This window comes from Limimaricola cinnabarinus, from assembly GCF_047631075.1.
GTDB classification, from domain to species: Bacteria; Pseudomonadota; Alphaproteobacteria; order Rhodobacterales; family Rhodobacteraceae; genus Limimaricola; species Limimaricola cinnabarinus.
Genome location: NZ_JBLHYX010000011.1, coordinates 1 through 13,428, shown reverse-complemented (window position 1 = coordinate 13,428; position 13,428 = coordinate 1). Strand labels below are relative to the sequence as shown.

The following is a 13,428-nucleotide window of genomic DNA, read 5'->3' as shown; positions in this document are numbered from 1 at the left end:
TCAGCCGGGCTCGGAGGCCGCGGCCTCCGCCATCGCCGCCTCCTGACGGGCCGAGATCTCGCGCCGGATCTCGCGGCGCAGCTCGGCAGCGCGCAGGCGCTTGCGCTCCAGCGCGTCGCCCGGCTCCCATGGCGGCACCGGGACCGGGCGGCCCCGCTCATCGACCGCGACCATGGTGAAATAGCACGAATTGGTGTGCCGCCGCGTGCCGCGCCGGATGTTCTCGGCCTCGACCCGGATGCCGATCTCCATCGAGGTGCGGCCCGTGTGGTTCACATGCGAGCGGAAGGTCACCAGCTCGCCGACATGGATCGGTTCCTTGAAGGTGACCTGATCGACCGAGAGCGTCACCGCGTATTCGCCCGAGTAGCGCGAGGCGCAGGAGAACGCGACGCGGTCGAGCAGCGCCAGAAGCGCGCCGCCATGCACCTTGCCGCTGAAATTCGCCATGTCCGGCGTCATCAGCACCGTCATTTCCAGACCGCTGCGATCCATGCCCCTATTCCCTTGCCTGCCGTCCCGACGCCGCCCCGACATCAGGGGGCGGTTCAGCCTAGCGCGACCGCCGCGCCGCGCCAATCGGCGATGCGGCGCGGGGCAGGGGGGCAGCGTGTCGGCGTGATCCCGCGCCCCTGTCCATGCCGTTGTCCGCGCCCTTGTCATACCGGCGCGGGAGGCGGCATCGGCTGTTGACAAGCACGGGGCTGAAGGGCCTATCATCTCAACATGCAAGACGAGGTTTCGAATAATGAAACCCGTGATCCGTGACGGGAGCCGCGACGGGAGCCGTGCCATGAGCAGCCATCACCGGCCTCCCTTTGGCCCCGCCACGCGGCCACTCGCGGCCTTCACTCACACCACATGGGGAAACGCGGGCGCGTGCCCTTCCCCGACAGGCGGACCGACATGACCGAACTCACCCGCACATTGGGCTGTTGCTACTACCCCGAACACTGGCCGCGCGCGATCTGGGCCGAGGATGCGCGCCGCATGGCCGAGACCGGGCTGACCTGGGTGCGGATCGGCGAGTTCGCATGGGGGCGGCTGGAGCCCGGCCCCGGCGATCTGCGCTTCGACTGGCTCGACGAGGCGATCTGGACGCTGGGCGAGGCGGGGCTGAAGGTGGTGCTGGGCACGCCGACGGCGACGCCGCCGCGCTGGGTTCTCGACCGGCATCCCGACATGCTCGCGGTCGATGCGCAGGGCCGTCCGCGCAAGTTCGGCTCGCGCCGTCATTACTGCTTCAGCCATGAAGGTTTCGCCGCCGAGAGCGACCGCATCGTCACGCTTCTGGCCGAGAGATACGGGCGCAACGAACATGTCGCGGCGTGGCAGACCGACAATGAATATGGCTGCCACGACACGACGATCTCCTATTCCGACGCCGCGCGGCGCGCCTTTCAACGCTGGCTGCGCGGGCGGTATCCGGGTGCCGGCAATGATGGCGACATCGACGCGCTCAACGCCGCGTGGGGCAACGTGTTCTGGTCGATGGACTACCGCGACTTCGACGAGATCGACCTGCCCAACCTCACCGTGACCGAACCCAACCCGGCCCATGCGCTGGCCTTCCGGCGGTTTTCCTCCGATCAGGTCGTGGCCTTCAACCGCCGGCAGGTGGAGATCATCCGCGCCCATTCCAAGGCGCCGATCACCCACAACTACATGGGTCGGGTCACCGATTTCGACCATTTCGCCGTTGGCGAGGATCTCGATTTCGCGTCGTGGGACAGCTATCCCTTGGGCTTTCTCGAAGACCGCGCCGGGGCCGACGCGGAAACCCAGCGGTCCTATGCGCGGCAGGGCGATCCGGATTTTCAGGCGCTGCATCACGATCTCTACCGCGCCGTGGGGCGGGGCCGGATGTGGGTGATGGAGCAGCAGCCGGGGCCGGTGAACTGGGCCCCGCACAACCCCGCGCCGCATCCCGGCATGGTCCGGCTCTGGAGCTGGGAGGCCTTTGCCCATGGCGCGGAATGCGTCAGCTATTTCCGCTGGCGGCAGGCCCCCTTCGCCCAGGAGCAGCTGCATTCGGGCCTGCTGCGCCCCGACAGCCAGCCCGCGCCGGGGCTGGAGGAGGCGCGTCAGGTCGCGCGCGAGATCGCGCAGGCCCCCGCCGTCGCCAACGCCGCCTCCGAGGTGGCGATCCTGTTCGATTACGACGCCGATGCCGCCTGGGCGGTGCAGCCGCACGGGCAGGGGCTGAGCTATTTCGGCCTCGTGCTCGATCTTTACAAGGCGATGCGCGGCCTTGGCCTGTCGATCGACATCCTGCCCGCCACCTGCCGCGACTTCTCGGGCTACCGGCTCATCGCCGCGCCGGGGCTGATGCATATGAGCCATGCGTTGAAGCAGGCGTTGGCCCATGCCGAGGCCGAAGTGCTGATCGGGCCGCGATCGGGGGCGCGCGACGGCGAGTTCTCGATCCCGCTGCCGCTGCCGCCCGCGATGCCGGGGCTGGACGTGGTGGTGAGCCATGTCGAAAGCCTGCGCCCCGACAGCCCCGAGCCTCTCGATCAGGGCGGGGCCTTCATCCTCTACCGCGAGGCGATCGAGGGCGCGGCCAAGGTGGTCGAGCGGACCGCCTCGGGGGCGCCGGCGGTGATGCGCGAGGGGCGGCTGACCTATCTGGGCGGCTGGCCCGACAAGGCGGCCGCGCGGCGCGTCGTCTCGGCGCTCTGCACACGGGCGGGGCTCGACGTGGTCGAGCTTCCCGAAGGGGTGCGCCGCCGCGACACCGGGACGGAGCGGTTCTGGTTCAACCATGCGACCGAAGCGGCGCGCGTCGAGGGGCTGGACCTGCCGTCGCTGTCGGTGACGCGGATCGCGCGAGACGGCTAGAGCCGCGGCGCGATCCGTTCGGCGGCGTCGAGAAGCGCCGCGTCGCGAAACCCGGGCGCGGTGAGCATCAGCCCCGCGCCGGGCGTGGCCTTGATCGGAAGCGAGATCGAACAGCCGTCGATCACGTTGGCCAGCGAGGTGTTGCGCAGCGCCAGCAGGTTCAACCGATCGAAGGCGGCGGGAGCGTCGAAGGCCGAAAGCTGCGGCGGCAGGATCGCCACCGTGGGCAGCACGATGCCCGCCTCTCCCAGCTCGTCGCGGGCTTGGGCCGCGATGGAGGCGCGCTGCGCGAGGCTCTTGGCATAGGTGACGGCATCGACCTCGTCGGCGCGGTCCATGCGCGCCCTGACCCTCGGGTCGATGAGATCGGGCGACGTCTCGTAGGGTCCGGCGTGATGCACGCGGCTCTCCACCGCCGCGAACTGCCAGATCGGCAGCCTTGCATAATCGGCGAGAAAGCCCGGGTCGCGGCGCTCGATCCCGAAGCCCAGATCGGCGAGGATCGCGAGGCAGGCCTCGAAGGCGCGGGCGACCTGCGGGTCGAGATCGGTCATGCCGAAGCTCTTGGGCACGATGAGGCGGCGCAAGGGCGCGGCTTGCGCGACGGGTTGCATGGCGGGGGTCGCCAGCACCTCCTGCGCGCGCCTGAGCGTCGCCACGTCGCGCGCCATCGCCCCGACGCTGTCGAGCGTGTGCGACAGCGCAGCGGCCCCTTGGTCCGGGATGGTGGCCGCCGTCGGCTTCATCCCCACGACGCCGCAGAAGGCCGCCGGGATGCGCAGCGAGCCGCCGGTATCGGTGCCGAGCGCGATGTCGATCTGCCCCGAGGCCAGCGCCGCCGCGCCGCCGGAGGTCGAGCCTCCCGCGATCGCGCCGTGGACGATGGGCGACATCGGCGTGCCGAAATGCGGGTTCAGCCCGAGGCCGGAATAGGCGAACTCGGTCATGTTGGTGTGGCCCAGCAGCTCGGCCCCGGCGGCGCGCAGGCGGGCCACGGCCTCGGCGTCACGGGTGGCGGCGGGCTGTGCGGCGCGAGCGTGCGAGCCCGCGCGCGTCACGTATCCCGCCACGTCGAACAAATCCTTCACGCCGACCCGCAGCCCCGACAGCGGCCCTTGGGGCGTCGGGGCGGGCGCGAAGTCTTGGGTGAAGTTCGGGGGCAGGTACGCGCTCACAGGGGACTCCTTTGACATCGATGGGTCGCGGCGAGGTCGGACGGGCCTCGGCCGGTCTTTGTGGCGTTTCAGCCCGCCTGCCGCGCCAGCTGGCAGATGTGGCGCACGGCAGCGGCGTAGCCTTCGAGGCCCAAGCCCGCGATCACGCCGTCGGCGCGAAGCGAGACGTAGGAATGATGGCGGAAGGCCTCGCGCTTGTGGACCTGGCTGATATGCACCTCGATCACTGGCGGATCATAGGCGTTGAGCGCGTCGAGGATCGCGATCGAGGTGTGGGTGAAGGCGCCGGGGTTGATGACGATGCCGCAGGAGGTCTCGCGCGCCTCGTGGATCCAGTCGATGATCTGGCCCTCGTGGTTCGATTGCAGCAGCCGGATCTCGAAGCCCTCGCCCGCCACCGCCTCGCACAGCGCCGCCACGTCCTGAAGCGTCTCGTGGCCGTAGATCTCGGGCTGGCGCTTGCCCAGAAGGTTCAGGTTCGGGCCGTTGAGCACGTAGATCGTCTTCATGGGGTCTCCTGTCGGATCGGCGCCGTCATGCTGCGACATGGCGGGGTGGGGCGGGGCAGGGCGGGGCGGGGTGGAACCCGCGCGCCCATCTCTAGCGGAACTGCCGCCCGGATGTGGAGTGGTAAACGCCCGCGCCGCCCGATCGGAGCGGGCCGGGCACCTGTCTCAGTCATAGCCCAGAAGATCCCCGGTCAGCCGCACGAAACAGCGCAGCCCGGTTTCGATCAGCGCGTCGGGAAAGTCGTAAACGGGCTTGTGCAGGGCGGGCCGGTCCAACCCCGCGCCCAGCAGCATCAGCGCCGATGTCGCGCCGATCCCGAAGCGGCCGAAATCCTCGGAGGCGCGCATCGGCTGGCCTTGGGGGCCATGCGGTATGGCCTCGGCTTCGAGCGCGGCGGCGAGGCGGGCCACCGCCTCGGGCGCGTTCTCGCAATGGGCGACCACGTCATGATGCGTGATCTCGATCCCGAGGCCGTGCCGCTCCCTTAGAAGCGCATCGGGGCGCGCGGCCTTGATCCGTGCTGCGACCCGCGCCGCCGTCGCGGCCTCGTGCCCCGACACCTCCGGATGCCGATGCAGCTCGCGCCGCCACGAGACGAGATCGGCGAGGGCCGCCGCGTCGAGCCGTGGCATGTCGCTGTGGTCCGGCATGGGTTCCTCCTCGCGCCTGTCGTCCTTCCGGTGTTCCAGTTCGGGGACTGTGAGGTCAAGCGGGGGGAGGGGATTATGCCTAGGACGAGCGATGGTTGAACCGTTGATCCGCAATGGTGTCAGAGTAAGGGCGCTCGTGGCCAGCATCGGGCTTGCAGGCGTGAAACGTGGCCCTGCGAGGCCGGTGCGTCAGGTCAGGATGTCGCGCAGTGTGGCCGGGGGCACGGAATGTTCGCGCAGGTCGAGCGCGCTGTGCAGATCGACAAGGTGGCTGTGCATGAGCTCGGCCGCCCGAGCGCCCTGTCCCGCCGCCACCGCCTCGATCAGCGCATGATGGGCATGTCTTTCGCAAAGCGCGCTCTGGCGCCGCCAATAGAGCGCGATGACTAGGGACGAGCGCGCGACAAGCTCCTCGACGAAGCCCGCCACGATCGTCTGGTCGGCGATCCGTGCCAGATCGATGTGAAACCGGCCCGACAAGTGAAGCGCCCGGCCGTTGTCTCCGGCCTCGATGGCTGCGTGCTCGGCCATGATATGGGCTCGTAGCTGGTCGATGTCTTGCGGCTCGGCACGTTCGGCGGCGCTCTGCGCGGTACGTGGCTCCAGCAAGGCGCGCGCCTCGAACACCTCTCGCGCCTCGCGTGGCGAGGGAGAAGCGACGAAGGCCCCGCGATTGCGCCGGATCGTCACCAGACGCTGATGCGACAAGGTTTGCAGCGCCGCCCTAACGACGGTTCGCGAGACACCGTAGATCGCGCCGATCTCGTCTTCGCCCAGCTTGGCCCCCGGCCCGAGCCGATGCTCATGGATCGCGCGGGACAACCCGTCGGCAATCATCTCGGCGCTGGTGGGCTCGATGCGGCTGGTCCGGGTCATGGCGGCACTCCTCGGCACCGGTCTGCCACAAGGGGCGCCACTCGCCCAGAGCGCGATATACGATTCGATCAGCGTATGGATTGTATACGATGTGATGCTCAGAATGCCGCCAATCCGTATCATCGGTGCCCGAATAAACGCCAAAGCCCGGCGTTTCGGCGGGGCTGCGGTCCCCCGCGCTTGTCCGCCCGAGGCCCGCTGTGACGCAGTCGGGGGACACAAGAAGGAGCCCGCCCATGCAGCCGCACGAGCTCGAACTGATATCCCTCACCAAGCGCTACGGCAAAGCGCTGGCCGTCGATGCGATCGACTACCGCTTTGGCGCGGGGGTCTATGCCTGCCTGCTCGGCCCTTCCGGCTGCGGCAAATCCTCGACCCTGCGGATGATCGCGGGACATGAAAGCGTGAGCGAGGGCTCGATCGTGCTTGATGGGCGCGACGTGTCCCGCCTGCCCCCCGCACGTCGCGGCACGGCGATGATGTTCCAGAGTTACGCGTTGTTTCCGCATCTGTCGGTGCGCGACAACGTCGCCTTCAGCCTGCGCATGAAGGGCGTGGACAAGGCCGAGCGCCATGCCCGCGCGATGGAGATGCTGGAACTGGTCGACATGAAGGACCACGCCGATCGCCGCCCCGCGCAGCTTTCGGGTGGTCAGCAGCAGCGCGTGGCGCTGGCCCGCGCGCTGATCACCCGGCCGCAGGTGCTCTTGCTCGACGAGCCGCTCTCGGCGCTCGATCCGTTTCTGCGCATCCGCATGCGGGCCGAGCTGAAGCGGCTTCAGCGTGAGCTGGGCATCACCTTCATCCACGTCACCCACGGGCAGGACGAGGCCTTGGCGCTGGCCGACGAGATCATCGTGATGAACGCCGGCCGGATCGAACAGGCGGGGCCCGCGCGCGAAGTCTGGTCGCGGCCCGCCACCGGCTTCGTCGCCCGCTTCATCGGGGGCCACAACGTCCTCGATGCGCCCGGCGGCATCGTCGCCGTGCGTGCCGATGCGATCCGGCTCGCCACCCCTGGCGCGGCCGCCTTCACCGGGCACGTGACCGGTGTCGAATATCAGGGCGCGCATGTCGCGCTCACGGCGCAGGCCGACGGACAGGCGGTCACCGCGCTTCTGCCCGAGGCTGCCTTCTTCGATGCCCCCATCGCGCCGGGCGCGGCGGTGGGGCTGACCTGGGACGCCGCCAGCGCCCACCCGATCCGCGCCTGACACACCAGAACAACCGGGACACTGACATGACCAAGAGCCTCAGCCGCCGCGCGCTTCTCAGGAACGCCGCCGCCGCCACCGCCGCATCGACGCTCGGCGCGCCGATGATCTGGGCGCAGAACATCAAGGACATCACGCTGCGCCAGTTCGGCACCGGCGTGTCGAACCTCAACGCCGTCGCCGACAAGGTGAAGGAGGATCTCGGTTTCACGCTCGAGATGACCGCGCTCGACAGCGACAGCGTCACCCAGCGCGCCGCGACCCAGCCCGACAGCTTCGACATTGCCGACATCGAATACTGGATCTGCAAGAAGGTCTGGCCCACCGGCAACCTGCAGGCGATGGATGTGAGCCGGATCGCGAATTACGACAAGATCGTCGGCATCTTCAAGGACGGCAAGCTCGGCCCCGACAGCGAGATCGCCCAAGGCACCGCGCCGCATAGCGTGGGCTTCATCGAAGAGCCCGGCGCCACGGGCTTTGCCGCCGAGCAGACCAACTGGATGACGCTGATCCCGACGATCTACAACGCCGACACGCTGGGCATCCGCCCCGACCTGATCGGCCGCCCCGTCGAGAGCTGGGCCGAGCTTTTGAACCCCGAGTTCAAGGGCCGCGCCTCGATCCTCGACATCTCCTCGATCGGCATCATGGACATGGCCATGGTCTGCGAAGCGATGGGCGAGATCGCCTATGGCAACAAGGGCAACATGACCCGCGAGGAGATCGACAAGACCATCGCGATCTTCTCGGAGGCCAAGCGCAACGGGCAGTTCCGCGCCTTCTGGAAGAGCTTCGACGAAAGCGTGAACCTGATGGCCTCGGGAGAGGTGGTGATCCAATCGATGTGGTCGCCCGCCATCACCGCCGTCAAGACCCGCGGCATCGATTGCGTCTATCAGCCCTTGAAGGAGGGCTACCGCAGCTGGGGCGGCGGCATCGGCCTGTCCAGCTCGCTGTCGGGGATCGAGCTCGACGCGGCCTACGACTATATCAACTGGTATCTCGACGGCTGGGTCGGCGGCTACCTGATGCGGCAGGGGTATTACTCGGCGGTGCCTGAAACCTCCAAGGCCCACATGTCCGAAAACGAATGGGGCTACTGGTTCGAGGGAGAGCCCGCGACCGATGTGATCACCAGCCCCACCGGCGACGTGCTGGCGCAGGCCGGTGACGTGCGCGATGGCGGCAGCTTCGAGGAGCGCATGGGCCGGGTCGCCTGCTGGAACTCGGTGATGGACGAGAACCAGTACATGAACCGCAAGTGGAACGAATTCATCGCCGCCTGACGTCCCCGCGCGGGCGCATCGATCGCGCCCGCGCCCTTCCCCAAACAGGAGCAGTCCATGACCGACGCCGCTTTGGCCGATCCGGCCCCCGCCCGCGTGCGAGGGGCCATGAAACACACGCGCGAATGGTCGCGCTTGATGGCCTATGCGCAGGCCGCGCCGCTCGCGCTGATCCTGCTGGTCTTTCTCGTCCTGCCGATCATGGTGATCGTCACGGTGAGCTTCTGGGAGGCGACCGAATTCTCGATCATCCCGGCGTTCTCCCTCGAGAATTACGCCTACCTGTTCTCCTCCGAAGTGGTGGGGCGGGTGTTTCTCGCCACCTTCCGCTATGCGGCGATCACGTGGGCGCTGACGCTGGCCATCGGCTTTACGGTGGCGTGGTTTCTAGCCTTTCACATTCGCAGCCTGACTTGGCAGATCGCACTGTTTCTGCTCTGCACCATCCCTTTCTGGACCTCGAACATCATCCGCATGATCTCGTGGATTCCGTTTCTGGGCCGCGAAGGGATCGCCAATTCGGCGCTCATGTCGTGGGGGGTGATCGACCAGCCGCTCGATTGGCTGCTGTTCTCGGACTTCTCGGTGATCCTCGCTTTCGTGCATCTCTACACGTTGTTCATGGTGGTGCCGATCTTCAACTCGATGATGCGCATCGACCGCGCTCTGCTCGAGGCGGCGCATGACGCCGGGGCATCCGGCGCGCAGGTGATGTGGAACGTGGTCATCCCGCTGTGCAAGCCCGGCATCATGATCGGCACGATTTTCGTGCTGACGCTGGTGATGGGCGATTTCATCACCGTGCGCTTCATGTCGGGCAGCCAGTCGGCCAATGTCGGCCGCCTCATCTCCAATGACATCGCGCTTCTGGCCTATCCGTCTGCGGCGGCCACGGCGGTGGTGCTGCTGGCCTCGGTGCTCTTGGTGATCGGGCTGCTGATGCGCTTCGTCGATATCCGCAAGGAGCTTTGACATGACCTCCCGCCCGCGCAGCTTCTACGTCCTCTCGGCCTTCTTCGCGCTTTTCGTGCTGTTCCTCTACGGCCCTGTCGCCACCATCGGCATCCTGTCGTTTCAGGGGCCGGGCGGCGGCCTTACATTCCCGATGCGCGGCACCTCGCTGCACTGGTTTCGCGAGCTTTTTGCGCAGCAGGCGGTGGGCGACATCTGGGGCAGCTTTCGCCGCAGCCTCGCGCTTGGGCTGTTGGTCATGGCGGTGACGGTCATGGTCTCGACGCTGGCGGGTCTGGCGTTCCGCAAGCGGTTTCGCGGCGCGGGCGCGCTATTCTACCTCGCCGTCGCCTCGCTGGTGGTGCCCTCGATCCTCGTGTCGCTCGGCGTCGGGCTGATGTTCGATCAGGCCGGTCTCAAGGTGCATTGGGCGACCTCGGGCTTCGGCGCGCAGCTCACCTGGACGTTGCCCTTCGGCCTGTTGATCATGTTCGCGGTGTTCAACCGTTTCGATCCCTCCTTCGAGGAAGCGGCGCGCGATCAGGGTGCGAGCGCGTGGCAGGGCTTTGCGCATGTGGTGCTGCCGATCATCGCGCCGTCGCTGATCGGCGTGGCCCTGTTCGGCTTCACGCTCTCCTACGATGAATTCGCCCGCACGCTGCTGACCGCGGGCAGCCGCAACACCCTGCCGCTCGAGGTGTTCGGCATGACCACCAACGTCACCACGCCGGTGCTCTACGCGCTCGGCACGCTGACGACGCTGTTCTCGCTCGCCATCATCGGGGCCTGTCTCGCGGGGCTATGGGTCTTTGGGCGCCGGGGCCGCGGATGAGCATCGTCGTGATCAACCCCAATGCCACCATCTCGATGACGCGGGCCGCGCTCGAAGCCGCGCGCCGCGCGGTGCCGGGGGTCGTCTTCGAGGGCTGGACATCGCATGACGGCCCGCCGGTCATCGAGGGGCCGGAGGATGGCGCGGCCTGCGTGCCGCCCCTCCTGCGGCTGGTGGAGCGCGCGTCCGAGCAGGGTGCAGAGGCGATCATCATCGCCTGCTTCGACGATACCGGGCTGCGGAAGGCGCGCACCCTTGCCCGCTGTCCGGTGATCGGCATTGGCCAGGCGGCGTTTCATACGGCGGCCCTGATCGCGGACAGGACGGCCGTGGTGACGACCGTTCGGGCGGCGGTGCCGGTGATCGAGGCGAATATCGCGGCCTTCGGGCTCGATCGGGCCGTCGGCCCGGTTCGCGCCAGTGGCATCCGCGTCGCCGATCTGGAGCATGATCCGCATGCGGCACTTTCAATATTGAGCATCGAGATCGACCGCGCCGTCAGCGAAGGCGCCGACGCGGTGATCCTCGGCTGCGCCGGCATGGTCGGCGTGATCGACGCCCTGCGCGCCCGGTCGCCGGTGCCGTTGGTCGAGGGTGTCGAGGCGGCAGCGCGGCTGGCGCATGCCTGCATAGCATTGAGATCGCCGTCCTGCCCTGCGGACCAAATCGGCTCAGGATCATAAAACGGTCGTTTGGAAACACCGGCAATGGTCACATTGCCCATACCGAACGGATGGAGGAGGGGAGATGGCGGACCCAGATCCCCTTGCCCATAAGGCCGCAGACTGAAACCTGCGATTTCGTTCCGATCTGGCGCAGGCCCGGATTGGACAGGATCACCCTTCCAGATTCCTCCACTGAGGGCCTGCTGAAACGCGTTTGCGATCCATCTAGACAATTGAAAATAAGCCGTTCCATCCTCAGATAGACCGGAAAATATTTGGATTTGGCAGGGGCTTGCCGGATGACATTCAACGATCCAGAAAGCGCTCGTAGCGCCGTGTCCACATTTCTGCGGGCCGAAGTGCTGGCTGCGCGGCTCGAAGCCATGGCCCGCGTAGAGCCGGAGGTCGGTAACCTCTGGCGCTCGGAACTCGCGTTGGCGGAGGCGGTTGCAAGCGCAGGGCTCGAGGGCATCCGGATCTCCGAGGGCGACCTGCTGCCGCGTGTCGCGCAGAATGGGCGGCAGGACGCAGATCCGACCGGAGCGGAGCTGGCGCTGAGCCTGATCCGCGTGCTGAAGGCGCCGGGCAATCCGCTGCTGCGCCCGGTCGAGACCGTGCGGCGCTTCGAGTGGACCGCGGGCACTGGCATGGGGCCGGGCCTTGACCCGGACGAGGAGCCAGAGGGGCATCGGCTGACCGATGCAGAGATCGAGGGCATCTTCGCAAGGCTGGCTGCTGGCGACATGCCGATCCTGACTGCGGCGCGGGCGGCGGCCGCCTACGCGGCGCTGTCGCAGCGCGCCAACCCCATCGTCGAACGGCTGATCTTCATGGCGGTCGACAGCAGCCTGCGTGGCCGCGCCGCGCGCGGGACTGGTTCTGAGGACACCCTGCGGGGACTGTCAGGCCGGGTCAATGCGCACTGGGTTTCGGCACCCGCGCTCGCCCTGAGCCACAGGCGCTTCCTGCCTTGGTCACCTGGCAGCGAGACCGGGCTCATGGATCTCGGCACCGGTCTGGCGCGGGTCTCCGAGGCGGAGATCGGGCGTTTCGCGCTCTCACGCGACTGGTTGCGGCGCGGGAGAGAGGCGGCACAGGGCAGAGGTGGGCGATCACGCATGGCCGACGCCGTCCATGCCTTCGGCACCGCGCCGGTGTTGAGCTCGGCGCTGCTCGCCGAGACGATCGGCGTGTCGATCCGCACCGCGCTGACGATCCTGGACGAGATGACGGATCTCGGCCTCCTGAAAGAGATCACCGGCCGCCGGACAGCGCGGATTTGGGCGGTGCCAAGTTTGGGCGCACGCCTCGCGGCCCGCCCACCCCGACGACCCGGCATGCGGGCCCGCGCCGTCATGCCGCCGGCCGAGATGCACGAAACGGCACGCAGCCGCAGCCGGGAGCAGAAAGAGGCATCGGCGCAGGCGATGGCGCACGCTTTCGCGGATCTCGAAACGGCGCTCGACCAAGCGAACGCGCTGCTGATCGGCTTGCGAGGGGAACCGTCGAGTTAGGTCGGCGCGGCGCCAGATATCCGAGGGGCCTTGATCAGATCAGCACGGTATACTGCCCACTGCGCGTCATGTGACCGCTTCGCATGCCAATCTCCTCGATGTCCCGCGTTCCGGACGAAGCGGGTCGGCAGGTGGCGCGGGGAGGCGTTCGGCGTGGTGGTGGTTGGCGAGACCATGGCCCGGATCCGGGTGTGCGGATTGTAGCGGCCGTGCGCCGGGCACCGATGGACTGCGGGCTGCGAGCGTAGCCGGGGAGGGGCGGGGGCAATGCGCTGGTCATGATGGGCCCTAGACCCGACCATGTGCAGGATGTCGTGGGGCCATCCGAAGGCGAGACTGCCGGTGAACATGACGACCCTGCCGAGATATGAAGCGCTTTGGTCTGCAACCACAAGCGTCGCCTCGACAAGGTCACCGGCATCATGGCAGCGGGCACAACGGTCTGGTCTGCGCCTCGAGCGAGCGTCTAAATGGCATCAAGGGTAACGACGGTGGTACCAGTCTGAAGGGTATCGACAATCTGGACGGTGCTGGCAGAGCAGCAAAGGTTTTGATCGGATCGACCCTGCTCAAGGCCCTTTTTCTGGCCTTCACCTATATTGTCGGGGTGGAAATCCGCATTGTTCACTTTTCAGGCAAACGCTTTTTCCGGTCCACTCGTTGGAAACACCTGCTCATAGGCACTGTTCGCGAGGCCCCCGATCCATCGGCGGCTCCCCTCTGTGGGGCCGATTTGGGCCCTTACCCCCTTTGTTGTTCAGTCAAAACACCTGTTATCCATATTTTTACCCTATTATCCACGAGAAAAAGCAGGAGGCGCGCCAAATCTGGGTGAGACAGTTTCGCGGGACCTGTCGGATTTCAACCGCCCCGCCACAGCCAGTTCAATCGCGCCTCTCGGGAAACGAGTT

Annotated in this window: 13 protein-coding genes; 8 read left to right on the top strand and 5 right to left on the bottom strand. The window is 67.4% G+C overall.

Annotation, left to right across the window (positions count from 1 at the left end):
- A complete protein-coding gene (locus ACJASC_RS10465) occupies positions 1-495 on the bottom strand; it encodes an acyl-CoA thioesterase (protein WP_415145799.1) in 495 nt (164 codons plus the stop codon).
- 411 nt (positions 496-906) lie between these two features.
- Here ACJASC_RS10465 and ACJASC_RS10460 point away from each other — a divergent pair, with 411 nt between their 5' ends.
- Positions 907-2,841, top strand: a complete 1,935-nt coding sequence (locus tag ACJASC_RS10460) for a beta-galactosidase (protein WP_415145797.1) — start codon at positions 907-909, stop codon at positions 2,839-2,841.
- On the opposite strand, the gene ACJASC_RS10455 is transcribed toward ACJASC_RS10460, so the two are convergent.
- From ACJASC_RS10455 to ACJASC_RS10440, 4 genes are all read right to left on the bottom strand, one after another.
- Entirely contained in the window at positions 2,838-4,016 is a 1,179-nt protein-coding gene (locus ACJASC_RS10455; protein ID WP_415145795.1) for an amidase family protein, read from the bottom strand. The genes ACJASC_RS10460 and ACJASC_RS10455 overlap by 4 nt on opposite strands.
- Before the next feature lie 68 nt (positions 4,017-4,084).
- The gene (aroQ, locus tag ACJASC_RS10450) at positions 4,085-4,525 is read right to left on the bottom strand and encodes a type II 3-dehydroquinate dehydratase (RefSeq protein ID WP_415145793.1); all 441 of its coding nucleotides are present in this window, start codon (positions 4,523-4,525) and stop codon (positions 4,085-4,087) included.
- Between the two features lie 165 nt (positions 4,526-4,690).
- Entirely contained in the window at positions 4,691-5,176 is a 486-nt protein-coding gene (locus ACJASC_RS10445) for a zinc-binding metallopeptidase family protein (protein ID WP_415145791.1), read from the bottom strand.
- A gap of 189 nt (positions 5,177-5,365) precedes the next feature.
- A complete protein-coding gene (locus tag ACJASC_RS10440) occupies positions 5,366-6,052 on the bottom strand; it encodes a GntR family transcriptional regulator (protein WP_415145789.1) in 687 nt (228 codons plus the stop codon).
- Positions 6,053-6,288: 236 nt separating this feature from the next.
- Between ACJASC_RS10440 and ACJASC_RS10435 the strand changes: the two genes are divergently transcribed.
- From ACJASC_RS10435 to ACJASC_RS10405, 7 genes are all read left to right on the top strand, one after another.
- Complete coding sequence (locus ACJASC_RS10435) at positions 6,289-7,266, top strand: ABC transporter ATP-binding protein (protein WP_415145787.1); 978 nt, start codon at positions 6,289-6,291, stop codon at positions 7,264-7,266.
- 26 nt (positions 7,267-7,292) lie between these two features.
- On the top strand, positions 7,293-8,555 hold the full coding sequence (locus tag ACJASC_RS10430; protein WP_415145785.1) for an ABC transporter substrate-binding protein: 1,263 nt from the start codon (positions 7,293-7,295) through the stop codon (positions 8,553-8,555).
- 108 nt (positions 8,556-8,663) lie between these two features.
- Positions 8,664-9,527 (top strand): ABC transporter permease, encoded by an 864-nt coding sequence (locus ACJASC_RS10425; protein ID WP_415145978.1) that lies wholly within the window; start codon positions 8,664-8,666, stop codon positions 9,525-9,527.
- A gap of 1 nt (position 9,528) precedes the next feature.
- A complete protein-coding gene (locus ACJASC_RS10420; protein ID WP_415145783.1) occupies positions 9,529-10,338 on the top strand; it encodes an ABC transporter permease in 810 nt (269 codons plus the stop codon).
- Positions 10,335-11,021, top strand: coding sequence for an aspartate/glutamate racemase family protein (locus ACJASC_RS10415; RefSeq protein ID WP_415145781.1), 687 nt, complete (start codon positions 10,335-10,337; stop codon positions 11,019-11,021). Before ACJASC_RS10420 ends, ACJASC_RS10415 begins: the two co-directional genes overlap by 4 nt.
- 281 nt (positions 11,022-11,302) lie before the next feature.
- The gene (locus ACJASC_RS10410) at positions 11,303-12,517 is read left to right on the top strand and encodes a Fic family protein (protein ID WP_415145779.1); all 1,215 of its coding nucleotides are present in this window, start codon (positions 11,303-11,305) and stop codon (positions 12,515-12,517) included.
- A 367-nt stretch (positions 12,518-12,884) separates the two neighbouring features.
- Positions 12,885-13,352: a hypothetical protein gene (locus tag ACJASC_RS10405; protein ID WP_415145777.1), complete on the top strand. Its 468-nt coding sequence runs from the start codon at positions 12,885-12,887 to the stop codon at positions 13,350-13,352.
- Positions 13,353-13,428 lie beyond the last annotated feature (76 nt).

Coding starts and splice junctions, on each gene's coding strand:
- ACJASC_RS10465 (WP_415145799.1), bottom strand. CDS start 495: ATGGATCGCAGCGGTCTGGAAATGACGGTGCTGATGACGCCGGACATG.
- ACJASC_RS10460 (WP_415145797.1), top strand. CDS start 907: ATGACCGAACTCACCCGCACATTGGGCTGTTGCTACTACCCCGAACAC.
- aroQ (WP_415145793.1), bottom strand. CDS start 4,525: ATGAAGACGATCTACGTGCTCAACGGCCCGAACCTGAACCTTCTGGGC.
- ACJASC_RS10445 (WP_415145791.1), bottom strand. CDS start 5,176: ATGCCGGACCACAGCGACATGCCACGGCTCGACGCGGCGGCCCTCGCC.
- ACJASC_RS10440 (WP_415145789.1), bottom strand. CDS start 6,052: ATGACCCGGACCAGCCGCATCGAGCCCACCAGCGCCGAGATGATTGCC.
- ACJASC_RS10435 (WP_415145787.1), top strand. CDS start 6,289: ATGCAGCCGCACGAGCTCGAACTGATATCCCTCACCAAGCGCTACGGC.
- ACJASC_RS10430 (WP_415145785.1), top strand. CDS start 7,293: ATGACCAAGAGCCTCAGCCGCCGCGCGCTTCTCAGGAACGCCGCCGCC.
- ACJASC_RS10425 (WP_415145978.1), top strand. CDS start 8,664: ATGAAACACACGCGCGAATGGTCGCGCTTGATGGCCTATGCGCAGGCC.
- ACJASC_RS10420 (WP_415145783.1), top strand. CDS start 9,529: ATGACCTCCCGCCCGCGCAGCTTCTACGTCCTCTCGGCCTTCTTCGCG.
- ACJASC_RS10415 (WP_415145781.1), top strand. CDS start 10,335: ATGAGCATCGTCGTGATCAACCCCAATGCCACCATCTCGATGACGCGG.
- ACJASC_RS10410 (WP_415145779.1), top strand. CDS start 11,303: ATGACATTCAACGATCCAGAAAGCGCTCGTAGCGCCGTGTCCACATTT.
- ACJASC_RS10405 (WP_415145777.1), top strand. CDS start 12,885: ATGAAGCGCTTTGGTCTGCAACCACAAGCGTCGCCTCGACAAGGTCAC.